Here is a 22,434-nt window from a genome sequence, read left to right on the forward strand (position 1 = left end):
CTGGGTCATGGCCAAGGGTTCGGACAGCGCGCCCCAAGCATAGGCGAAAAATCGCAAGCGCCGCGATGCCGTGATTCGCGCATCAAGTTGGCGCAGGCTGCCTGCGGCCGCGTTGCGCGGATTGGCGAATGTCTTATCGCCTGCCGCAGATTGCCGCGCGTTCAGCGCCATGAAATCCGCGTGGCTCATAAAGACTTCGCCGCGCACTTCAAGCAGCGCTGGCGCGCCTTCAAGGCGTTGCGGAATATCGGAAATGCTGCGCACGTTTTCTGTGACATTCTCGCCCACAGCACCATCGCCGCGCGTCGCCGCCTGCACGAGAACGCCGCGTTCGTATCGCAGGCTGAGCGAAAGCCCGTCGATCTTGGGTTCAGCGGTAAAGGCAAGGGGAGCGGCCTCGTCCATTCCCAAAAACCGGCGAATCCGCGTGACGAAATCTGCCACATCTGCCGCAGCGAAAGCGTTTTCAAGGCTCAGCATCGGCTCTGCATGGGTGACCTTGGCAAAACCCTCGGCGGGCGCGGCCCCCACCTGCGCGGTCGGGCTGTCTGGCAAAGCAAGCTCTGGGTATTCCGCCTCGATCTCGATCAGGCGGCGCTTGAGCGCATCGTATTCTGCGTCCGAGATTTCGGGCGCATCGCGGCGATGATAGGCGTCATTCGCGCGCGCGACTGCATCGCGCAGCGCCAAAGCCTCGGCGGCGGCCGCGCCGAAGCCCGGCTTATCCTCCACCTGATCCGATTTCTGATTTTCGGCCATGACCACCTCGCGCGCCCCACCCCTGATTTCTAGGGCCGGGGCGCGGCGCGGTCCAGTGCTCAGGCGTTCACCGCAATGCGCCGCTCGATCGAGGCCGCTGGCGGATCACGCAGCACATAGCCGCGCCCCCAGACGGTTTCGATGTAATTGTCGCCCTCTGTCACCTCGGCAAGTTTTTTGCGCAATTTGCAGATGAACACGTCGATGATCTTGAGTTCCGGCTCGTCCATGCCGCCGTAGAGGTGGTTCAGGAACATCTCCTTGGTCAAGGTGGTGCCTTTGCGCAGACTCAAAAGCTCGAGCATCTGGTATTCCTTGCCAGTCAGATGCACGGGCTTGCCATCGACATCGACGGTTTTCGCGTCGAGATTGACCGCAACCTTGCCGGTGCGAATGATCGATTGCGCATGACCCTTAGAGCGACGGATGATCGCATGAATGCGCGCCACCAGTTCTTCGCGGTGGAACGGTTTGGTCATGTAATCATCAGCGCCGAAGCCAAAGCCCTTGAGCTTGTTCTCGGTGTCATCGACGCCGGTAAGGATGAGAATGGGTGTTTCGACCCGCGCCAGACGCAACTGGCGCAACACCTCATGCCCGTTCATGTCAGGCAGGTTGAGGTCGAGCAGGATCAGGTCGTAGTCATATAGCTTGGCGAGGTCGATTCCTTCTTCGCCGAGGTCGGTGCAATAGACGTTCAGATTCGCGTGGGTCAGCATAAGTTCGATGCTGCGCGACGTGGTTGGATCGTCCTCAACCAGAAGAATCCGCATGCTCAGTTCTCCGCATTAATCCCTCGAACAAGGAAACTTTGGGGACAAATGGTTAACGCAGAGTTACTATCGTCAAAATTGTGGATTAATCTACCTTAAGTTGTCTATACTTTTGCAGTGCGGTGACTTTCAGCGCAACTTCTCCGTGCCGCGTGACTGCGTCGGCCCAGGCCCCGAACTCTTCTTCGCTCAAGTCATAGGTTTCAAGCACATCCTTCAGCGGAATCAGGCCACTGGCCACCGCTTTGACAAGCAGCGCCTTGCGGCTGGCTACCCAACGCCGGGTATTGCTTGGCGGCAGATCGGCACGGCTCAGGATCGTGCCATCGGGCAGAGTCACGGCGCGGGGACCGATGACTTTTTTCAAATACATGCGCTTACCCCTTCAGCGTTCTTGGGGCATGTTTGCCGAACGCCCTTAAAGAGCGGTGAAACGTGGGGTTGTGGTTACATTGCATTTTCCTATATTCCGGCAGACCCGGCCCCGGAGTAGCCATGACAACCCTCAATTCACTCGGCCTGCCCAAGGCCCCGGCCGACACCCGTGTGGTGGTGGCGATGTCTGGCGGCGTTGACTCGTCGGTCGTTGCGGCAATGCTGAAGGACGAAGGCTACGATGTCGTCGGCATCACGCTTCAGCTTTACGACCACGGCGCGGCGCTGGCGAAAAAGGGCGCGTGCTGTGCCGGGCAGGATATCCATGACGCGCGCCGCGTGGCCGAGGCGATGGGATTTGCGCATTATGTGCTCGATTACGAAAACACCTTCCGCGAAGCGGTGATTGACGAGTTCGCCGATGCCTATCTTGCGGGTGCCACCCCCGTGCCCTGCATCCGCTGCAACGAACGGGTGAAGTTCAAAGATCTGATGGCCACCGCGCGCGAGTTGGAGGCCGATTGCATGGCGACCGGCCATTACATCCAGCGCAAGATGGGGCCGCGCGGGCCAGAGCTGCACAGCGCCGCAGACCCCAACCGCGATCAGAGCTATTTCCTGTTCTCGACGACGCCCGCGCAGCTGGCCTTTCTGCGCTTTCCGCTGGGGCATCTCAGCTCCAAGTCCGAAACGCGGGCGCTGGCCGCGCGCTATGGGCTTAGCGTGGCCGACAAGCCCGACAGCCAAGACATCTGCTTTGTGCCCAACGGCAACTACGCCGCGGTCATCGAAAAGCTGCGCCCCGGTGCCGCAGACCCCGGCGAGATCGTCGATCTGGCGGGCAATGTGGTCGGCACGCATCGCGGTGTCATCCATTACACCGTGGGCCAGCGCCGCGGCATCGGTATCGGCGGGCTTGGAGAGCCGCTTTACGTGGTCAAGCTTGACCCAGAAACACGCCGCGTGATCGTGGGGCCCAAGGCAGAGCTTGCCGCGCGTTTTATTGCGCTGAAAGAGATCAACTGGCTTGGCGATGACCCGCTGGCCGAGGGGCAGCAGATCCCTGTCCGCGTGCGCGTTCGCTCTACCCGCCCACCGCGCGATGCATTGCTGCATGTGCGCTCCGGTGGCACCGTCGAGGTAGAATTGCACGAGCCGGAAGAAGGCGTCAGCCCCGGTCAGGCATGCGTTTTCTATGCGCCTGCCAGCAGCCGTGTTCTTGGCGGCGGCTGGATCGCGGGCGCGCGCTAACGCCTTTCAATCCTAAGGTTCCGCGGAGGCCAATTCTTGGTGATCCGGCACAGAAGTCGCACCGTCAAAGTGCGGCCAGAACCGCACGCGCCGCGCGCAGCCCGGGTGGCTCGCCGCCTTCGCCCAGTTGCTGCATCGTCAGATCCATCGCCGCCAATTGCTCGGCCCGCGCGCTTGCGTCTTCCAGCAGGTGCGAAAGCGCCGCAGCGATCGGGCCGGGGCGGCAATCTGCGCCGATGAACTCGGGCACAGCGCGGGTTTTTGAGACGAGGTTGACCAGCGTCACCGTATCGACGCGCAACAACATGCGGAAAATCGGGCGGCTAAGCCACGCCACGTCATAGGCGATCACCATGGGCACCCGTGACGCCGCAAGTTCCAAACTGACGGTGCCCGAGGCGGCAAGGGCCAGATCGGCTGCGGCAAAGGCTGCGCGTTTGTCTGCGGCTGTTTCCACCACGATCGGTGCCACCGGCCAGCGCGCCGCCATCGCGCGCACCATGCCCGCGACGCCCTGCACAGTGGGTAGCACCACGCGCAAAGCGGGTTCGCGGTCCCGCAGGCGCATCAGGGCCTCGTCAAAACGTGCGCCAAGCCGCGCCACCTCGGATCGGCGCGAACCGGGCAGGCAGAGCACCAGCGGTTGATCCGCGCCGATCATATGCGTTTCACGAAAGGCCGCGGCTTCGGCAGCCGTCGCGCGGGGGGCTGCCACAACCGGGTGGCCGACAAAATCGCAGCCAATCCCCGCGGCCTGCATATAGGGCGGTTCGAACGGCAGCAGCGCCAGCACATGGTCGATATCGGGTGCCATTTTCACGGCCCGGCCCGGCCGCCACGCCCAGACCGAGGGTGCCACATAGTGAATGGTGCGCAGCTTGGGGCGGCGGGCGCGCGCGGCATGTGCCACACGCAGGCAGAAGTCAGGGCTGTCGATGGTAATGAGCGCGTCCGGACCGCTTGCCGCCACCGCAGCCGCAGTTTCCGCGATCCGGCGTTTAAGCGCGCGGTAGCGCGGCAGCACCTCCCAGATGCCCATCACCGAAAGCTCTTCCATCGGAAAGCGGCTGCTCAGACCCTCGGCTTGCATCAAGGGGCCGCCGACGCCTTCAAATGTCACCCCCGGCACCAGCGTCTTCAAGCCCGCCATCAGTGCCGCACCGAGCGCATCGCCCGAGGGCTCGCCTGCGACGAGGAAAAACCTCATGGCGCGCGCGACCAGAGAAATAGGCCCGATGCCTCTGCCGCAGCGATAGTGGCGGCGCGGTCTAGCAGGATCAGCCCGCCCGCCTCCCAAACGATACCTGCCAACCCAGCGGTTGCCGCGCGGGCCACGGTTTCAGGGCCGATGGCGGGCAGATCGACACGGCGGTCCTGCCCCGGTTTTGGGGCCTTGTAGAGCAAACCGCGCGCGCGCGCCGGTTCGGGCAAAACGCCACGATGCTGGCGCGCAAACTCTAGCATCGCATCGGTGCCGGGCAGCGATTCAAGCGCGAGGCACAGGCCAGCGGCCACAACCGCCCCCTGCCCCAAATCTTGCGCACCCAGTGCCGCAACGATCCGGGCGGCGTATTCGGCATCGGTTGCATCTTGCGGCGTAACAGCTCCGGTCAAGACACCTTCGCCCGGCACCATTTGCGGCGCGATGCTATCGGGGCCTACCACCTCAAAGCCCCATTCCTCGAAAAGCGAAATCATCGTGCGCAGTGCGGCATCATCGCCCCCCTGCATCGCCGCCAAAAGCCGCGGCACCAAGGCTGCGGTGCGCGCGTCGAACAGCTCTGGGTCAAGGCGCGGGCGGCGCATGGCACCGGCCATCACCACGCGCTCTACCCCCTCTGTCAGCAAATGGTCGAGGAAAGGCACCAGACGCTCGAACCGGAACTTCAGCGCCTCTTTAGCTACATCGCTTGGCTGCCCCTCCAACTCGGCCAGCACAAAGTCTTGACCAAGCCCCTCGACCAGCAAGCGCGGCAAAGCCCCCGCCCCGGCAATGAGCGCGATGCGGCTCATTGCGGCGAAAGAAAGCTGCGATCAGAAGGGCCGAGAATGAAGTCGAGCACCTCGCGCGCCTTCGGCCCAACTGCATCGCCCTCAGCAGCCTTGCGCGCGGTCTCGCGAAGCGTGCCGGCACCCAGTGCCGCGTAAAGCGCGCGCAATTCCGAAATCTCCTCACGCGAAGCGCCGCGGCGCTTCAGCCCGATAAGGTTCAACCCTTCCAGTGCGCCGCGTGGCCCCTGCACCAATCCGTAAGGAATGACATCTGCGGTGACCATGGTCAGCCCGCCGATAATCGCACCACGGCCTATGCGCACGAACTGGTGCACGCCCGAAAGCCCGCCCACCAACACGTCGTCCTCGATGATGCAATGCCCCGCTATTGCCACGCCATTGACCAGAATCACGCGATTTCCGATCTGCGCATCATGCGCGACATGCGAAGATGCCATGAACAGGCAATCATCGCCCACCCGCGTTATCAACCCGCCGCCTTCGGTGCCGGGGTTCATCGTCACATATTCGCGGATACGGTTGCGCGCGCCGATTTGCAGCCGGCTCATCTCGCCGCGGTATTTCAGATCTTGCGGTGCCTCGCCGATGCAGGCGAAAGGATAGACCACCGTGTCTTCGCCAATCTCGGTATCGCCCGCCACCACCACATGCGATTTGAGCACGACCCGCGCCGCCAGCACCACCTTGGGCCCGACAACGCAGAATGGCCCCACGCGCACATCCGCGCCCAGCACGGCGCCCGGCTCGATCACGGCCGAGGGGTGCACCACTGCGGATGCGTCAATGCTCATGCTCAGCCCTTCAGGTCCATCATCGCCGTGAACTCGGCCTCGGCGGCAAGCTGCCCGTCAACTCGCGCTTCGCCAACGAATTTCCAGATCTTGCCGCCACCACGCTTCACCGTGACATGCAGCTCCAGCACATCGCCGGGGCTGACCTTGCGGCGGAACTTGCAACCGTCGATCGCCATGAAATAGGTCAGCAGGGGCTTGTCGATCACATCGAGGCTGATCCCCACCACCACCGCCGCAGTCTGCGCCATCGCCTCGATCACCAGCACGCCCGGCATCACCGGTTCGGCAGGGAAATGCCCCTGAAAATGCGGCTCGTTGAAGGTCACGTTCTTGATGCCGACAGCGCCCTTGAAGGGCACGACGTCGCGCACCCGGTCGATCAGCAGAAACGGATAGCGATGCGGAATGATCCGCTGAATCAGCAGGATATCGGCCTCGGTATGGGGGGCTGGGTCAGGCATCGCGGCTCCTGCGCTGGTCGGCGTTGTTCCCTGTGGTGCAGCCTTGCTAGCAACGACGCCCGGGAATGGCAAGCGGGCGGGTCAGTTTCCCGCCTCGGGAGTGGGGGTCGCAGGCGCATCGGTCGTGTCGGTCACCTCTGGTTGGGCCGATACGGGCGCATCGGTCGTGTCGGTTGCCTCAGCAGGCTCGGTTGGCAAGGGCCCTGCCCCCAGCAAGGCGTCTGCGCGCGCGATCACCTCGTCGGTGACATCGATGATATCAGCCGCCAGAAAGATCGCCGCACGGTCAAGAATCGCCACCGCACCGCGCGCCTGCAAGACCTCGCTCAGCGGCTGTAGCAACGCCTGATAGTAGGCAAGCTTTTCGGCGTCGGCGCGTTTGGATATTTCGCGAGACTTGGCGTCTTGGGTGCGGCGGATTTCGGTCACTTTGACATCGAATGCATCAGCCGCCGCCCGAAACTCCTCGGGGGGCATGCTGGCGCGACGATCGGTCAGATCACGTTCTTCAACGGTCAATTCCTCGGCTATCCGATCGTTTTCGGCGCCGAGTGCGGCCAGTTCATCGTTGATCTGCGCCGTCACCCGCTTGCCCCAAAGCGAGTCGGAATACACCCGGTCCGAATCGAGCGTCAGCACCGGGCTCGGCACCGACAAGGCGCTACGCGAAGCCTCTTGCGCTGTTGCGCCGCCCAAGCCCAAGGCAAGGGCGAACGCTACAGCAAGACTGGCCAGACGCGTGCAGCGCATAGCGGGTTCAGAACTTGGTCGAGATCGTGAAATCGAAGCTCTGCTCGATGTCGTAGTCTTCCTTCAGGATCGCCTTCGAGAAGTTGAAGCGCAGCGGCCCGATTACCGTATCCCAGAACAGCGAAACCCCGATCGACGAACGCAGTTGCATTTCGTCGCTGCCTCCAAGGTCGCTCGCTGCCGAGGTGTCGTCTAGGCCCCAGAGCGAACCGACATCGAAGAAAACGCCGCCGGTGATGCCGTATTCTTCCGGCAGGCCAAGCGGGAACTGCGCTTCAAGCCGCAGCACCGAATAGAAGTTACCGCCAAGCGCGTCTTCGTTGGTCGCATCGATGTCGCGCGGGCCATAACCGTTGGTCTCGAAACCGCGCACCTTGCCGTTGCCGGAAAACCGGGTGAGCACGGTGCTGCTTTGGCCGCCAAGCATGCTTATCGCGCCGCCTTCGAGTTCGGCGCGCAGCGTCACCGCCTCGCGGAACACCTTGGTTTGCGCGGTCAGCATGGCCGTGGTGCGAATGGCTTGCACGTCGCCGCCAAGACCCAAGAAATCCTGCCCGAAACGCAACTGCACCGCCGATTTCGGGTTCAGCCCGATCAACCGCGTGTCATAGGTGTAGGTATACCCCAACCCGCTCGAAATCTGCGCGCCCGCGCTCTCTTCATTTTGCAGGACCATGGAGGAGTCGGTGCTGACGTCGTAAAGCTCGTCACGCGATGCAAGGTAACGCACTTCAAGCCGACTAGCGCTTGAAAGCGGGAAATCCAGCCCCAGCGAAAGCCCGATCTTGTCAGTGCTGTAATCGGAATAGTCGTATTCCGAGATATACTGGTATCCGTTAAGCTTGAACTTCAGATCGCGGCCAAGCACTTGCGGCTCGATGAAGGTGACCACCGTGTCCGAGGTGCTCGACGCTGTCGAGAAGCTCAGCGCAACATATTGCCCACGCCCAAGAAAATTGGACTCGCTCAATGAGACGCTGCCGCCAAGACCGTCCGAGGCACCATAGGTTGCGCCAAACGACAGCGACCCGGTGGGTTGTTCCGTCACGTTCACATCGACCACGACCTGATCGGATGCGCTGCCTTGCCGGGTGTTGACGTCCGCGCTGGAAAAGAACCCAAGCGCGCGGATACGTTCAGCCGCGTTGCGGATTTCGCGCGCGTTGAAGGGGTCGCCTTCGACCGCTCTGAACTGACGCCGCACCACTTGGTCAAGCGTGGTGGTGTTACCCTCGATATCGATCCGCTCGATAAAGACCCGCGGCCCGCGCACCAGCGCCAGCGTCAGATCAACGGTGAGGTCGCGGTCATTGCGGGTGATGCGCGGATCGATCTGCACAAAGGTCAGGCCTTTGTTCAGCGCCAGCGCTTCCATCCGCGAAATTGTGGTGTCAATGTCCGAGGGGGAATAGGTCGACCCTGACTTCACCCTGACTTCACGCTGAAACTCGGCTGCATCGACGCCTGCCACTTCGCTGATCGTCGTGATGTTGGCAAAGCTGTAGCTTTGGCCTTCGTAGAGGTTGAAGGTCATGAAGAACGCGTCACGCTCGCGCGAAAACTCGTTGGCCACGCCTAGAACCTGAAAGTCGATATAACCGCGCGAGCGGTAGAAATCGGTCAGAAGCTGTTTGTCATACTCGACCCGCTCGGGCACGAAACTGTCGGACTGGATCAGGCGGCGGAAAATGCCCGCCTGCTTGGATTCCAGCACTTGGCGCAGCCGCGCATCAGAAAACGCCTGGTTGCCGGTGAACGAGAGCCGCTCAACCTCGGTTACCGAGCCTTCCACGATTTCGAAAGCGATATCGACGCGGTTTCCATCAAGCCGGATCAGCTTGGGATTCACGCTCGCGGCAAGGCGGCCACGCGCGGCGTAAAGTTCGGCGATGCGCTGCGCATCGGCCTCGGCGGTCGCGGGCGAATAGACGCGGCGCGACTGCGAACTCACCAGCGAAGCAAGATCTTCATCCTTGATGGTCTTGTTGCCTTCAAAGTTGATGACGTTGATCGTCGGGTACTCGCGCACGCGGATCAACAAACTTTCGCCCTGTGGCACGATCTCCACGCTTTCGAACAGACCCGAGCCTTGAATCCGCTGGTAGGCGTCGTTCAGCTCGCCCGCAGTCACGGCGCTGCCGCGCCCGATTCCTGCCAGCTTCAGAACGGTTGCAGTCTCGATCCGCTCTAGGCCGCTGACCTGAATGGAAGAGAAGGTGTAGCTTTGCGCCAAAGCCGCATCGGGCAGCGCGCCGCAAGCCATTGCCAATACAAGATAAAGGAGGCCAGTTCGCGCGGGCCGCAATATGCGTGCACCAACTCCGCAGCCAATTTGCCGCAAGCTCGTCATCGTGATCTCCCACCCAGGTATAGATCTAATACCTGTGACTAGCCCGAATGCGCAGGCTTGTCAAAAGCCCCAGAGAGCAATTATCGCTTACGGTTGATGCATGTAGACAGGTGCGGGCTCGCTTTGCTCATAGAGCATCGAGCCGATCATCGCGGTGCCTGTCATCACCACTATCAGCGCCAGTGGCACCAGCAGACGGTCGAGATTTATCTCGAACATAAGCGACATTCCGCGATAGCTTTCCGCGATCATTTGCATGGCTATGCCCTCGCTGCACCGTCAGCAAGGATGCGCGGGTTTTATGGCGAAAATTGGGCGCGCGATGCTCAGGGGCAGAAAATATCGTTGTTCAGCCCGAAAATCATCAGCCCCACAACGATAATCAGCCCCAGCGTCATCAGCACATTCAGCACCCGTTCAGCCGGTGGTTTGCCGGTGATCGCTTCCCATGCATGAAACACCAGATGCCCGCCATCAAGCACCGGAATCGGGAACAGATTGAGCAACCCGACCGCCGTCGAAAGCACCGCGACGAACCAGATGAAGCTGCTCAACCCAGCCGAAGCCGCCTGCCCCGACGTTTCAGCAATGCCAAGCGGGCCGCGCAGGTTGCAGCTGGAAATCGAGCCGATCAGCATGTTCCACATGCCCGAAAGCGACGAGCGCGCAATGAACCATGTGGTATCGGCACCTCCTTCGATCGCCTCCCATAGCCCGGTGCTGCGGGTTTCGGGGGTAAAGAACAGGCTACCCGTCGCGCCGATCAGCCAGCGCGTTTCAAACCCGCCTTCGCGCAGCGGCAGATCGGTGCGGCGCGGCGTCAGGGTTACAGAAAGGCTTTCGTCCGATGCCATGCCGGGGCGCCAGATCGCCAGATCAAGCGGCGCGCCCTCGACCGCCAACACCGCCGCCTGCAAATCGGAAAACCGCACCAGCGGGGTGCCCGACGCGCTTAGCACCACGTCGCCGGGTTTCAGCCCTGCATCGCCCGCCGCACTGCCCGCGCCGATCCCGTCAAGCCGCGCGGGAAACAGCGTGGGCCCACGTGCCGTCACCACCTCGCCGTCACGCTCGACCTCATAGGTCAACATCGGATCGGCCGGAACTGCCGCCACCGCCGCATCGATCGCCGGGTAATCGGGGGTCGCCAAGCCTGCAACGGATACGATGCGATCGCCGGCGCGAATCTCGCCCGCGCCGCCCGGCAATTCCACAACCGCGCCCACCGTGGGCACATCTGTGGCGGTGCCAGACCACAAAAACACGCCGCCGAAGATGAAAATCGACAGGATGAAGTTGAACACTGGCCCCGCCGCAACCGTGGCCGCGCGCGCCCAAACCGGCGCGCCGTGCATGGTGTGGCGCCGATCTGCGTCGCTCATCTGTTCCAGTGCTTCTGTATCGGCCCCAGCCGAAGCGGCATTGGCATCGCCCAGAAACTTCACATAACCGCCCAGCGGAATCGCCGCGATCTGCCAACGCGTTCCGTGCAGATCGACACGGCTGATCAGCCGCGGCCCAAAACCGATCGAAAACACCTCTGCCCGAATGCCCGTCGCGCGCCCGATGATGTAATGGCCGAACTCATGCACCGTTACGATGATCAGCAGCGCCACCACGAAAGCCGCGAAGGTATAAAGCAGGTTGCCGAAGTCGGGCAGCAGCGAAATGAAATCCACGCCTCAATCCTTGTTATGGCCAATCAGCAGCCGCGCTTGCGCACGGGCTTCGGCATCGGTTTGCAGTATCATATCGAGGCTTTCGACGGCTTTTCCAAGGCCAACTTGTGCTTCCATCTGCGCCAAGGTCCGCTCGACCAGCGTGCTCATGCCCAGAAACCCGATCTGCCCGGCAATGAAAGCATCCAGCGCCACTTCCTTTGCGGCGTTGAAAACCGTCCCCGCGATGCCCTGTGCGGCCATCACTTCGCGCGCAATGCGCAACGCAGGCCAGCGCACCTCATCCGGTGCGGCAAAGCTGAGCTTTCCCAGCGCCGCAAGGTCCAGCCGCGCCACCGGCAGCGCGGTGCGCTGGGGCCAGTTCAACGCGTAGCCGATTGCGTGGCGCATGTCGGGCGCGCCCATATGCGCCATCAACGCACCATCCCTGAACCCCACCAGCGCGTGCACGATGCTTTCAGGATGCACCAGCACCTCGATCTTGCCGGGCTCAACGCCGAAGTATTCGCGGGTTTCGATCAGTTCCATCGCCTTGTTGAACATCGAGGCGGAATCGATGGTGATGCGCTGCCCCATCGACCAATTGGGATGGCGCGAGGCATCAGCAACGCTGGCCTGCGCCAGTTGATCCAGCGGCCAATCGCGCAGGGCACCGCCCGAGGCGGTGATGATGATACGCTCGACCGCCGCCATATCCTCGCCCACCAGCGCTTGAAACACCGCCGAATGTTCGCTGTCCACCGGCAAGATGCGCGCGCCGTGCCGCGCCGACTCGGCCAGCAGCAGCGGCCCGGCAGTGACAAGGCTTTCCTTGTTGGCCAAAGCGAGCGTTGCGCCCTGCGCCAAAGCGCGAAACCCCGGTGCAAGGCCCGCCGCACCGACGATGGCGCTCATCACCCAATCCGCAGGCCGGTCTGCGGCTTCAAGCAGCGCTTCGGCCCCCGCCGCAGCCTCGATGCCTGACCCGGCAAGGGCTGCGCGCAACTCGGCCAAGCAATCTTCATGCGCGGTTACAGCGACCTCGGCCCCAAGCGCGCGCGCCTGTGCCGCCAGTCGCGCCACATTGCGCCCACCGGTAAGCGCCACCGTGCAAAACGCCTCGCGCCCGCCCTGCCGCTGCAACAGATCAAAGGTGTTCTCACCGATCGAGCCGGTTGCACCAAACACCGAAACCTTGCGCATCATCAGCCCCCGATTGCCGGCATCAGCTGCAAAAGCCCGAGCAACAGCACCGCCAGCACCGCCCCCGTCAGCGCATCAAACCGGTCAAGCGCGCCACCGTGGCCGGGGATCAGGTGCGAGCTGTCCTTGACGCCGGCGCGCCGCTTGATCCAGCTTTCGCCGATATCACCCATCTGCCCGGCCAAGGCGACAAGCGGCGATACCGCCACCAGCGCCCAAGGCCCCTGCCCGGCCAGCACGAACGCCGCCCCAACCGCTGCGGCGGCAACCCAACCGGCCGCGGTGCCGGACCATGTCTTTTTCGGGCTGATCGCGGGCCAGAACTTCGGCCCGCCGACTGCCTTTCCGACGAAATATCCTGCAAGGTCAGAGGCGATCACCACCCCCAGCACCCATATGATTAGTGTGAGGCCGGACGTCTCGCGCAACGCAACCATGCCGTAACCCGACATCATCAGAAGCGTAGCATAAACCGCAACGGCGACAGGGTGCAGCCGCGGGCGCACAAAGCTCGCAAGCCCCGGTGCCAGCAAAGCCGCAAGCGCAAGCGGCGAATGCAACAGCAGCACAAGCGTCAGCGCACCCGCGCCCAGCCCGGCCAGCATCAAGGCGCCGCGCTTGCGCTTGGGCGCGCTCATGCGCATCAACTCCCACACCATCACCGCGGTCACCAAGATGACCAGCACCGCAAACCAGCGGCCACCGGCCCAGATCAGTGCACCACCAACCGCCGCCATCACCAGCGCCGAAATCAGCCGCGCGGGAAGGTCACGCCAGACACCCGGCGCGCTCATGCTTTGGCCCCGCCAAAGCGACGCTCGCGCAGCGCGTAACGGTCCAGAATTGCAGCAAATTCAGTGCGGGTGAAATCCGGCCAAAGCGTGGGGGTGAACTCATATTCGGCATAGGCAGCCTGCCACGGAAGAAAGTTCGACGTGCGCATCTCGCCCGAGGTGCGGATCACCAAGTCCGGGTCCGGCAAATCGGCGGTATCAAGCCGCGCGGCCAGTGCCGCTTCGCCCGCGTCGTCCAGCGCAAGGCGCCCCGCCGCCACGTCGCCAGCCAGCCGGGCTGCGGCGCGCGCCAGTTCATCGCGCCCGCCGTAGTTGATGGCCACGGTCAGATTGAGCAGCGTGTTCGGCGCGGTGCGCGACTCGATCGCCGCCATCAGGTCTTGCAAGCGCGGCTCCAGCCGCGCCCTGCCACCGATAAAGCGCAGCCGCACCCCTTGCGCACTTAGCCGATCCGCCTCGCTTTCGATGTAGCGACCGAAAAGCGTCATGAGGCCGATCACCTCTTCGGTCGATCGCTTCCAGTTTTCAGTCGAGAAGGCGTAGATCGTCAGCCAACGCACGCCGAGTTCAGGGCAAGCCGCAACGATTTCGCGCACCCGTTCAGCACCGCGGCGATGCCCGACCAGCCGCGGCCAACCGCGCGAGGTGGCCCACCGACCGTTGCCATCCATGATGATCGCCACATGGCTGGCCCGCGGGCCCGCGGGCACGGCAACGTCTTGAACCTTACTGCTGGCCATTGGGCCGCCCTTTCCCGGCTGCACGCGGGCCTAAACCTGCATGATCTCCGCCTGCTTTGCGTCAAGCGCGCGGTCGATTCCGGCGATTGCCTTGTCGGTCAGTTCCTGCACTTCGTCATGCCACATCTTCTGATCGTCTTCCGACATGCCCGCGGTCTTGGCCTTCTTGATCTGGTCCATACCGTCACGGCGCACGTTGCGCACCGCCACGCGGGCATTTTCAGCGTAATGCGCAGCAACCTTGGTAAGCTCGCGCCGCCGCTCCTCGTTCAGCTCCGGTATCGGCAACATCACGATGGTGCCGTTGATCTGCGGGTTGATGCCGATGCCGGAATCGCGGATCGCCTTGTCCACCTTGCTGACCAGCGCCTTGTCCCAGACGTTGATGGTAACCATCCGCGGCTCGGGCACGTTGATCGTGCCGACCTGATTGAGCGGCGTCAGCGAACCATAGGCATCAACCTGAATCGGGTCGAGAATCGCAGCCGAGGCACGCCCGGTGCGCAGGCTTGCAAACTCGTGGTGCAGCGCACCAAGCGCCCCATCCATCCGCCGCCCAAGGTCGTCTATGTCAATGTCTAGATCGTCTGGCATGGGTGTTCCCCCCCTTGTTGCAGGCACCATCGCCGTTCTAGCGGCTTCGCGCCCGATTGGAAAGTCAGCCTTGCACGCGGGTAAAGGTGGCTTCGCCACTCAGCACACCGCGAAAGCCGCCGGGCTCGTCGAGCGAAAAGACGATGATCGGCAAGTTGTTATCGCGCGCAAGGGCGATTGCAGAAGCATCCATGACGCCAAGGTGCTTTTGCAGCACCTCGTCATAGCTGACAGTTTCGTAGCGCTGCGCATCGGGGAACTTCTTGGGGTCTTTGTCATAGACGCCATCGACCTTGGTGCCTTTGAAGATCGCCTCGCAGCCCATTTCGTTGGCCCGCAGCGTCGCCGCCGTATCGGTGGTGAAATACGGGTTGCCAGTGCCCGCCGCAAAAATGCAGACGCGCTTTTTTTCAAGGTGACGAATGGCGCGGCGGCGAATGTAGGGCTCGCAGACCTGATCCATCGGAATCGCTGAAATGACGCGGGTAAAGATGCCCTCGGCCTCTAGTGCCGCCTGCATACCCAGCGCGTTCATCACGGTTGCAAGCATTCCCATATAGTCGGCAGTTGCCCGCTCCATCCCCTGCGCAGCGCCCTGTAGCCCGCGAAAGATGTTGCCGCCACCGATCACCATGCAGATCTCGACGCCCAGATCATGCACCGATTTCACCTCGCGTGCGATCCGCGCCATGGTGGGCGGGTGCAACCCATAGCCCTGATCACCCATCAGCGCCTCGCCCGATATCTTTAGCATCACCCGTTTGTATGGTATTTTCGGATCACTTTTCGCGCTCATGTCAGCCCCGCCGTGCCCAGTTGTCATTGGCGCGCAAATTGTCGCAAATGGCGCGCGGGTTCAACCGCAGCTTGGAGCGATTGCAAAAAACTTGGACCAGACCGCCGATCATTTCGACCCAGACCACATCGATCCTGCGCGCCACGTGTTGATCGCGGGGCCGACTGCCAGCGGAAAATCGGCGCTGGCACTGCGGTTAGCGGTGGCGCAGGGCGGCGTCGTGGTCAATGCCGATGCTTTGCAAGTCTGGTCGTGCTGGCGCGTGCTCAGCGCGCGCCCGAGTGCCGCCGACGAGGCGGCGGCACCCCATATGCTTTATGGCCACGTCGCCCCCGGCGCCGAATACTCGGTCGGCCATTGGCTGCGCGATGTGGCGGGTTTGCTGGCCACGGGGCAGCGGCTGATTATCGTCGGCGGCACCGGGCTTTACCTTTCGGCGCTGACCACCGGGTTGGCCGAGATCCCGCAAACACCACCGGAGCTGCGCGCCATGGCAACCGCGCGCGTGCAGCGCGAGGGATTCGCCGCGCTGTTGGCCGAGCTGGACCCCGCCACCGCAGCGCGGATCGATCGGCAAAACCCCGTGCGCGTGCAGCGCGCATGGGAGGTGCAGGCAGTAACCGGGCGCGGGCTGGCGGCATGGCAAGATGCGACCCCCGCCCCGCTCTTGCCACTTGCCCAATGCACCCCGCTGTTGATCGAGACGGACCGAGACCTGCTGGCCGCACGGATCGCGGTGCGCTTTGATGCGATGATTGCCGCAGGCGCATTGATGGAGGTGCGTTCGGTGCTGCCCTTTTGGGACCCCACCGCGCCTTGGGCGCAGGCGATTGGTGCGCCAGAACTTGTGGCATATTTGCGCGACGAGATGTCGCTGGCGGCCGCCACCGAGGCCGCCGTGATCGCCACGCAGCAGTATGCCAAGCGGCAGCGCACATGGTTTCGTGGTCGGATGCACGACTGGCACAAGATCAAGGGTGCCTGAGCAGGCACCGGAAGGTTTCCGCCTAGCCCAAGTATTTATCTTTCAAAATAGGCACTTCGCCGGTATTCTTCGCGCGATCCATGGCAAAGGGCTGCCTGCCTTGAAACTGTTTTCTGCAACTCCGCTGTCGCAACTCGACCTTGGCGGCACCATACCCGCCTCGGCGCAAACGCCCGGTGCCCGGGCGATTTCGTTGTTGGAACCGCCCAGCCAAGTGCGCTTGGTGCCGATCCAGCGGCTTGCCGCCGGGGGGCGCTGGCGCGTCGAAGCGATGCGCTCGCTTTCCGAACCGGTGCTGATGTGGTTCACGCGCGGGCAAGGCCGCATCACACTTGGCGGTGTCACGCGCGGCTACGGCACCCATAACGCGGTGTTCATTCCGGCCGGTGTGATGCACAGCTTCGACCTTGGTGCGCAGACTGCCGGTATCGCGCTTTACTTCGGGGCGAACAGCGATGTGACCTTGCCACATTCGATCCAGCACCTGCGGATCCGCGACAGCGCACCGCAAACCGAGATTGCCTCAATTCTTGAAAGTATCCAGCGCGAGTTGGAAAGCACCCGTCCCGGAGCCGAACGCGCCGCGCGCCACCACCTTGGCTTGCTCGGCGTATGGCTGGAGCGGCAGGCCGAAATCGCCGCCGCCGACGCCAAACGCCCACCCGCCGCGCGCCGCCTTGCTGCGCGCTATACCGCATTGCTGGAACGCGAGTTCCGCAGCGGGGTCGGCGTTGCCGAAATGGCCGCCGAATTGGGCGTGACGCCGACGCATCTCAGCCGCGCCTGCCGCGAGGCTTGCGGGCGACCGGCGCATGACCTGCTGGCAGACCGCCGCCTGTATGAAGCGCGCCGGCTTTTGGCCGAAACCCGCGAACCGGTAAAGGAAATCGCCACTGCGCTTGGCTTTACCAGCCCCGCTTATTTCACCCGCGCGTTCCACGCGAGCACCGGCAAAACCCCCACCGCTTTTCGCAAAGGTGCATGAGGCAAGGCTCGCTTAGCGCGCGCCGCGCGCTGGGCCAAGTTCGCCACGCCAGTTTTCGAGCGCCTCCAGAAGGCAGTTCGACTTTGCCAGCCAATCGCCTGCAAGCAGCGCCTCGGCCTCGGCCAGACGCCCATGCTCGACCAATTGCGCAATTTCGCCGGACGCTTGGTGAAACTCGTCATGCAGCCGATCGATCAGCCGAAAGGCCGGGGTGTCGCGAATAGCGGCATCGATCTCTGGGCCGTGCAGCCATGCGCCAAGAATGCAGGCATGGCTATCGGCCACATTTTGCACCGATTTGCCCATTTTCCCGGTGGTGATCGCGCGGCGCAATGCAAGCCGCCAACTGCCATGCGCATCGATCGCAAGGCTGATCCGGTCGTGTTTGCGATTGTGAAACATCTGCCCTCCCCCAAACTTGGCGAAAGCATCAGCGCAAAAGGTTAATTCCCGGTTTCGTCCGAAGCGCCCTCTTTGCGGCCGCGGAAACCTGTGGCGACCACGAACTTCTCGGCGCTGTCGGCCCGGCTTGCCGGCGGCTTCACGTTGGCAACCTTGGTAAAGTTCTTCTTCAGGCGGGTCTGCAACTCCAGCTCTGCCCCGCCCGCCAGCACCTTGGCGACAAAAGTGCCACCCTCGACCAGCACATCAAAGGCAAAATCCGCCGCCGCATCGCAGAGCGCAATGATGCGTAGATGGTCTGTTCCCGGGTGCCCCGACGCCGCCGCCGCCATATCTGACATCACCACATCGGCAGGGCCGCCCAGCCAAGCCTTGACCTGCGCATCGGCATCCTCGGCCAAAAAGTCGAGCTGATGTATCTGCGCCCCGGCGACAGGATCGACCGCTTGCAGATCAACGCCAAGCACGGTGCCAACCCGCTTGCCAGATTTTTCGCCAAGCGCATTCACCCGCGCCACAGCTACTTGGCACCAGCCGCCGGGCGCGCAGCCAAGATCGACCACCCGCGCACCGGGCACGAGAAAGCGATATTTGTCATCGAGTTCGAGAATCTTGTAGGCGGCGCGGCCGCGATAGCCCTCTTTCTTGGCGCGCTGCACATAGGGGTCGTTCAACTGCCGCTCCAACCAGCGGGTTGAGCTGAGCTTGCGCCCCTTGGCGGTTTTCACCCGCACCTTCAGATCGCGTTGCCCGCGCCCTGACGTGCCGCCTGTGCCCGCTGCCTTTGCCATCTCACATCATCCCGTCTTCGCTGAGAACCCCGTCGGCGGCCATCTGCGCGTAAAGCAGCCCCTCGCGCAACCCGCGATCGGCCACCGACATCTTGTCGGTCGGCCAGACCCGCATCAACGCCTGCAAGATCGCAGCGCCCGACATGATCAGCGTATGCCGGTCGCGCCCAATGCGCGGATCGCTGCGCCGCCCTTCCGGCCCCAGCGCCAGAAACCCGCGGATCACCGCGTCGATCTCGCTCGAGGTCATCTGCAAGCCATCCACCTTGTTGCGATCATAGCGGCGCAGCCCAAGGTGGCAGGCAGCAACCGTGGTTACAGTGCCCGATGTGCCGATGATCTGAAACCCCTCGCGCGGCGATCCGGCCAGATAGGGGGTAAAGGAGGCCAGTTTTTCCTCGAAATACCAGCTCATCAGCGCAAAGCGCGCAGCATCGTCATCGACGTCCGAGAACTGATCCTTCAGCGTCGCAACCCCCAGCGGCACCGAAATCCAGTCAACCACCCGCGCTGCGGCGCGCGTGCCCTGATCGGCATGAAACCCCGCCGAAAGCCGCATGATCGAGCGCGCGCGCTCTGGCCCCGGCACTTGCGTGAGGTCGATCCAGACCAGTTCGGTCGAACCGCCGCCGATATCAACCACCAGCAACTGTTCGGTCTTGTCACTGACCAGCGGCGCGCAGGAAATCACCGCCAGCCGCGCCTCCTCTTCGGGTTGGATGATTTCAAGCGGCAGTCCGGTTTCGCGCGAAACTGAGCGGATGAACTCCCGCGCATTGCGGGCGCGCCGACAGGCCTCGGTTGCCACCAACCGCATCCGCGTAACTTCGTGCTCTTCGATCTTGCGCCGACAGATTTGCAGCGCCTGCACGGTGCGCGACATCGAGGCACGGCCCAACCGCCCCGTGGCTTCCAGCCCGTAGCCAAGCTGCACTGCTTTGGAAAAACTGTCCACGACATGAAACTGCGCGCCCGCAGGGCGGGCGATCAGCATACGACAACTGTTTGTGCCAAGATCGAGCGCGGCATAAAGCTCGCCCGTCTCAGCGGGTCGGGTGCCGGCTGGCTCTACCGCCTTCGGGAACGCGCCCGCACCCCCGGGACGCCTGGGCGTCATCTCGAACGCCCTCCGATTTCAAGTTGCCTCCAAGCTACCGACGCAAGGCGCGCAGCGCAAGACCGCAATCGAATTGCGCGCGCTTCGGCGGCCCGTGCGGGGTTGACTTCGACGCGCCGCGTGAGGCTGATTACCGCAATCTTTGGAGGAACGATAATGAACGGATTTGAGCGCGAACTTGAAGAGCGGCTGGTACGATACGCAAGGGTCGATACCCAAAGCGACGAGCGCTCGCCAAGTTCGCCCAGCACCGCAATCCAGCTTGATCTCGCGCGGATGCTGGTCGCAGAATTGACCGAAATCGGTGCCGCTGAGGTGCAATTGACCGAGTATGGCGTGGTTCTGGCCACGGTGCCGGCCACGCGCGAAGGCGCGCCGGTGATCGGGTTTCTGGCGCATGTCGATACCGCGCCGCAGTTTCATGCGGTCGGGGTCAAGCCGGTGGTGCATCGCGGCTATAACGGCGGGCCTATCGCCTTTGCCGACGCGCCGGGGCTGACGCTTTCGCCCGAAAGTTCAAGCCACCTTGCCGAAAAGATCGGGCATGACATCATCACCGCCTCGGGCACGACGCTTTTGGGGGCCGACGACAAGGCAGGCGTGGCGGTCATCATGACCTTGGCACGGCACCTTCTGACCAACCCCGATCTGCCGCATGGCGCGATCCGCATTGCCTTTACCCCCGACGAAGAAATCGGGCGCGGTGTTGACAAACGCCTGCCCAAAGACCTTGGCGCAGACTTTGCCTATACGCTCGATGGTGGCGCGGTTGGCGAGATCGAGTATGAAAGCTTTTCGGCCGATGGCGCGAGCGTCAAGATCACCGGCGTTTCGGTGCACCCGGGGCTGGCCAAGGGCAAGATGGTCAACGCCCTGCATCTGGCCGCAAAAATCGTAACCGCCCTGCCGCAAGCCACGATGACCCCCGAAGTGACCGATGGCCGCGAAGGGTTCTTGCACCTTTACGAACAGCGCGGCAGCGCCGCCGAAGTCGAGTTGAACTTCATCCTGCGCGATTTCGAGCGTGACGGGCTTGCGGCCAAGGGCGAGCTTCTGCGCGCCGTCTGCGCCGCCGTGCAGGCGGGCGAGCCGCGCGCGACCATCAGCTGCGAAATCCGCCCGCAATACCGCAACATGCGCTATTGGCTGGAAAATGACATGGCACCGGTGGAACTGGCGCGCGCCGCCTGCCGCGCCGAGGGGATCGAGCCGGTCTCCGTGCCGATCCGTGGCGGCACCGATGGCTCTCGTCTGACAGAAATGGGCGTGCCCACGCCCAACATCTTTACCGGCATGCAGGAAATACACGGCCCCCTCGAATGGATTTCGGTGCAAGATATGGCCACCGCAACCCGTGTCTGCCTGCGCCTGACAGAGCTTGCCGCCACACCGGGATGACAGGTTACGGGCCGCCCCCTGCCCTGCCTTGGCCACCGGCGGCCCATGCACAAGGAGTTGAGCGATGAAGCGGTCCCGCATCAATCAGATCATGGCCGAGGCGGGCGAACTTATTGCCCGCCACGGCTTTGTGCTGCCGCCCTTCGCGCGCTGGACGCCAGAGGAGTTCATCGCCCGCAAAGATGCCACCCGCCGCATCATCGACGCGCGGCTTGGCTGGGACATCACCGATTACGGCGCGGGTCGGTTTGATGAAATGGGGCTGTTCCTCTTTACCCTGCGCAACGGCCGGCTGGCAGATCTGCAACGCGGCGGTGGTATGTGCTATGCCGAAAAGCTGCTGATCTCGCGGCAAGATCAGCTTTCACCCATGCACCGCCATGCGCTTAAGGCCGAAGACATCATCAATCGCGGCGGAGCCACTTTGGTGGTCGAGCTATACGGCTCTGACGATCAGGGCGGTTTTGCCGAAGACCGCGGCGGCACCGTCTGGTGCGACGGACAGCGGCGCGACTTTGCCCCCGGCGATAAGCTGCATCTGGCACCGGGCGAAAGCGTGACGCTGATGCCGGGCGACTGGCATGCCTTTTGGGGAATGGGCGGCGATGTGCTGATCGGCGAGGTCTCGACCGTAAACGACGACGAGACCGACAATATCTTCCGCGATCCTATCGGGCGCTTTGCCACGATCGAAGAGGATGTCGCGCCAACGCATCTTCTGGTCAGCGATTATCGCGCTTGGCTTGGCTGAGGTGCATCTGATGCGGCACGCCCCCTGCACAGCGCCCCGCCCCTTTTTGCGCGCGCTTTTCGACAGTGCGGTCGAAGCCGCCGACCCGATGCGCCGTCTGCCCGCTTTTCTGCCCGAAAAGCCGCCGGGGCGCGTGGTGGTGGTGGGCGCGGGCAAAGCCAGCGCCCGCATGGCCGAGGCGGTTGAGGCGCATTGGGGCCCTTGCGAGGGCTTGGTCATCACCCGTTACGGCCACAGTCGGCCCTGCCGGGGGATCGAAATTGTCGAGGCCGCGCATCCGGTGCCCGATGCGGCAGGTCTGGCCGCAAGCGCGCGGATGCTGGCCCTGCTTGAGGGTTTGGAAGAAGGCGACTTTGTGCTGGCGTTGATCTCGGGCGGTGCATCGGCGCTGCTTATGATGCCTGCCGAAGGGGTAAGCCTTGCTGAAAAGCGCGCGGTGAACGCCGCACTTCTGGCCTCTGGCGCTCCGATCGACCAGATGAACACGCTGCGCAAGCACCTTTCGCGCGTCAAAGGCGGCCAGCTTGCCGCTGCGGCCTATCCGGCCCGGATGCTGGCGCTGATGATTTCGGACGTGCCGGGTGACGAGCCGGCCTTCATCGGCTCTGGCCCCACGGTCGGCGACCGTTCAAGCGTGGACGACGCACGCGCCGTGCTGACGCGCTGGCAGATCGCAGCGCCCGCCAGCGTGCGC

Annotated in this window: 24 protein-coding genes and 1 pseudogene; 6 read left to right on the forward strand and 19 right to left on the reverse strand. The window is 63.3% G+C overall.

From position 1 onward, the window contains the following. The 3 genes and pseudogenes from ABY403_RS02170 to ABY403_RS02180 all read right to left on the reverse strand — a co-directional run. Nucleotides 1–759 (reverse strand): annotated as a pseudogene (locus ABY403_RS02170) (NAD-dependent DNA ligase LigA); the annotation flags it as partial. A gap of 59 nt (nucleotides 760–818) precedes the next feature. Next, nucleotides 819–1,532 (reverse strand): response regulator transcription factor CtrA, encoded by a 714-nt coding sequence (gene ctrA / locus ABY403_RS02175; RefSeq protein ID WP_372838218.1) that lies wholly within the window; start codon nucleotides 1,530–1,532, stop codon nucleotides 819–821. 85 nt (nucleotides 1,533–1,617) lie between these two features. Beyond that, nucleotides 1,618–1,905 (reverse strand): DUF1153 domain-containing protein, encoded by a 288-nt coding sequence (locus ABY403_RS02180; protein ID WP_372838221.1) that lies wholly within the window; start codon nucleotides 1,903–1,905, stop codon nucleotides 1,618–1,620. 122 nt (nucleotides 1,906–2,027) lie between these two features. On the opposite strand from ABY403_RS02180, the gene mnmA reads away from it, so the two are divergent. Continuing rightward, nucleotides 2,028–3,158 carry a tRNA 2-thiouridine(34) synthase MnmA gene (gene mnmA, locus ABY403_RS02185; protein ID WP_372838224.1) on the forward strand — a complete coding sequence of 377 codons (1,131 nt, stop codon included), beginning with the start codon at nucleotides 2,028–2,030 and terminating at the stop codon, nucleotides 3,156–3,158. Nucleotides 3,159–3,222: 64 nt separating this feature from the next. On the opposite strand, the gene lpxB is transcribed toward mnmA, so the two are convergent. From lpxB to pyrH, 13 genes are all read right to left on the reverse strand, one after another. Further along, entirely contained in the window at nucleotides 3,223–4,365 is a 1,143-nt protein-coding gene (gene lpxB, locus ABY403_RS02190) for a lipid-A-disaccharide synthase (protein WP_372838227.1), read from the reverse strand. Further along, nucleotides 4,362–5,171: an LpxI family protein gene (locus tag ABY403_RS02195; RefSeq protein ID WP_372838230.1), complete on the reverse strand. Its 810-nt coding sequence runs from the start codon at nucleotides 5,169–5,171 to the stop codon at nucleotides 4,362–4,364. Before ABY403_RS02195 ends, lpxB begins: the two co-directional genes overlap by 4 nt. Further along, nucleotides 5,168–5,962, reverse strand: a complete 795-nt coding sequence (gene lpxA / locus ABY403_RS02200; RefSeq protein WP_372838231.1) for an acyl-ACP--UDP-N-acetylglucosamine O-acyltransferase — start codon at nucleotides 5,960–5,962, stop codon at nucleotides 5,168–5,170. The genes ABY403_RS02195 and lpxA overlap by 4 nt, the downstream gene beginning before the upstream one ends. A 2-nt stretch (nucleotides 5,963–5,964) precedes the next feature. Beyond that, nucleotides 5,965–6,426 (reverse strand): 3-hydroxyacyl-ACP dehydratase FabZ, encoded by a 462-nt coding sequence (fabZ, locus tag ABY403_RS02205; RefSeq protein ID WP_372838233.1) that lies wholly within the window; start codon nucleotides 6,424–6,426, stop codon nucleotides 5,965–5,967. A gap of 81 nt (nucleotides 6,427–6,507) precedes the next feature. Further along, a complete protein-coding gene (locus tag ABY403_RS02210) occupies nucleotides 6,508–7,176 on the reverse strand; it encodes an OmpH family outer membrane protein (RefSeq protein WP_372838235.1) in 669 nt (222 codons plus the stop codon). Between the two features lie 7 nt (nucleotides 7,177–7,183). Beyond that, complete coding sequence (bamA, locus tag ABY403_RS02215; RefSeq protein WP_372838237.1) at nucleotides 7,184–9,526, reverse strand: outer membrane protein assembly factor BamA; 2,343 nt, start codon at nucleotides 9,524–9,526, stop codon at nucleotides 7,184–7,186. Nucleotides 9,527–9,613: 87 nt separating this feature from the next. Next, complete coding sequence (locus ABY403_RS02220) at nucleotides 9,614–9,784, reverse strand: hypothetical protein (RefSeq protein WP_372838239.1); 171 nt, start codon at nucleotides 9,782–9,784, stop codon at nucleotides 9,614–9,616. A gap of 68 nt (nucleotides 9,785–9,852) precedes the next feature. Continuing rightward, complete coding sequence (gene rseP / locus ABY403_RS02225; RefSeq protein ID WP_372838242.1) at nucleotides 9,853–11,205, reverse strand: RIP metalloprotease RseP; 1,353 nt, start codon at nucleotides 11,203–11,205, stop codon at nucleotides 9,853–9,855. A gap of 3 nt (nucleotides 11,206–11,208) precedes the next feature. Beyond that, a complete protein-coding gene (gene dxr, locus ABY403_RS02230) occupies nucleotides 11,209–12,387 on the reverse strand; it encodes a 1-deoxy-D-xylulose-5-phosphate reductoisomerase (RefSeq protein ID WP_372838272.1) in 1,179 nt (392 codons plus the stop codon). 2 nt (nucleotides 12,388–12,389) lie between these two features. Continuing rightward, the gene (locus tag ABY403_RS02235; protein ID WP_372838245.1) at nucleotides 12,390–13,181 is read right to left on the reverse strand and encodes a phosphatidate cytidylyltransferase; all 792 of its coding nucleotides are present in this window, start codon (nucleotides 13,179–13,181) and stop codon (nucleotides 12,390–12,392) included. Further along, a complete protein-coding gene (gene uppS / locus ABY403_RS02240; protein WP_372838248.1) occupies nucleotides 13,178–13,921 on the reverse strand; it encodes a polyprenyl diphosphate synthase in 744 nt (247 codons plus the stop codon). The genes ABY403_RS02235 and uppS overlap by 4 nt, the downstream gene beginning before the upstream one ends. Nucleotides 13,922–13,951: 30 nt before the next feature. Further along, nucleotides 13,952–14,515, reverse strand: a complete 564-nt coding sequence (gene frr, locus ABY403_RS02245; protein WP_372838250.1) for a ribosome recycling factor — start codon at nucleotides 14,513–14,515, stop codon at nucleotides 13,952–13,954. Nucleotides 14,516–14,579: 64 nt separating this feature from the next. Beyond that, nucleotides 14,580–15,311, reverse strand: a complete 732-nt coding sequence (gene pyrH / locus ABY403_RS02250) for a UMP kinase (protein WP_372838252.1) — start codon at nucleotides 15,309–15,311, stop codon at nucleotides 14,580–14,582. A 91-nt stretch (nucleotides 15,312–15,402) separates the two neighbouring features. On the opposite strand from pyrH, the gene miaA reads away from it, so the two are divergent. Next, complete coding sequence (gene miaA, locus ABY403_RS02255; RefSeq protein WP_372838254.1) at nucleotides 15,403–16,296, forward strand: tRNA (adenosine(37)-N6)-dimethylallyltransferase MiaA; 894 nt, start codon at nucleotides 15,403–15,405, stop codon at nucleotides 16,294–16,296. A 100-nt stretch (nucleotides 16,297–16,396) separates the two neighbouring features. Further along, nucleotides 16,397–17,281 carry an AraC family transcriptional regulator gene (locus tag ABY403_RS02260; protein WP_372838256.1) on the forward strand — a complete coding sequence of 295 codons (885 nt, stop codon included), beginning with the start codon at nucleotides 16,397–16,399 and terminating at the stop codon, nucleotides 17,279–17,281. Between the two features lie 12 nt (nucleotides 17,282–17,293). On the opposite strand, the gene ABY403_RS02265 is transcribed toward ABY403_RS02260, so the two are convergent. From ABY403_RS02265 to ABY403_RS02275, 3 genes are read right to left on the reverse strand one after another with little or no spacing between them, the layout of a single operon-like run. Further along, a complete protein-coding gene (locus ABY403_RS02265) occupies nucleotides 17,294–17,683 on the reverse strand; it encodes a CZB domain-containing protein (protein ID WP_372838258.1) in 390 nt (129 codons plus the stop codon). 41 nt (nucleotides 17,684–17,724) lie between these two features. After that, complete coding sequence (locus ABY403_RS02270; protein ID WP_372838261.1) at nucleotides 17,725–18,474, reverse strand: RlmE family RNA methyltransferase; 750 nt, start codon at nucleotides 18,472–18,474, stop codon at nucleotides 17,725–17,727. A gap of 1 nt (nucleotide 18,475) precedes the next feature. Next, the gene (locus tag ABY403_RS02275; RefSeq protein WP_372838264.1) at nucleotides 18,476–19,591 is read right to left on the reverse strand and encodes a Ppx/GppA phosphatase family protein; all 1,116 of its coding nucleotides are present in this window, start codon (nucleotides 19,589–19,591) and stop codon (nucleotides 18,476–18,478) included. Between the two features lie 156 nt (nucleotides 19,592–19,747). On the opposite strand from ABY403_RS02275, the gene pepT reads away from it, so the two are divergent. The 3 genes from pepT to ABY403_RS02290 form a co-directional block, all read left to right on the forward strand. Continuing rightward, a complete protein-coding gene (pepT, locus tag ABY403_RS02280; protein WP_372838266.1) occupies nucleotides 19,748–20,989 on the forward strand; it encodes a peptidase T in 1,242 nt (413 codons plus the stop codon). Between the two features lie 64 nt (nucleotides 20,990–21,053). After that, the gene (locus ABY403_RS02285; protein ID WP_372838269.1) at nucleotides 21,054–21,740 is read left to right on the forward strand and encodes a D-lyxose/D-mannose family sugar isomerase; all 687 of its coding nucleotides are present in this window, start codon (nucleotides 21,054–21,056) and stop codon (nucleotides 21,738–21,740) included. A 10-nt stretch (nucleotides 21,741–21,750) separates the two neighbouring features. Continuing rightward, nucleotides 21,751–22,434: glycerate kinase (locus ABY403_RS02290; RefSeq protein ID WP_372838275.1), on the forward strand; the 684-nt coding region annotated here is incomplete at its 3' end.

Source organism: Phaeovulum sp. (assembly GCF_041596715.1).
In the GTDB taxonomy this organism is placed as follows: domain Bacteria; phylum Pseudomonadota; class Alphaproteobacteria; order Rhodobacterales; family Rhodobacteraceae; genus UBA6213.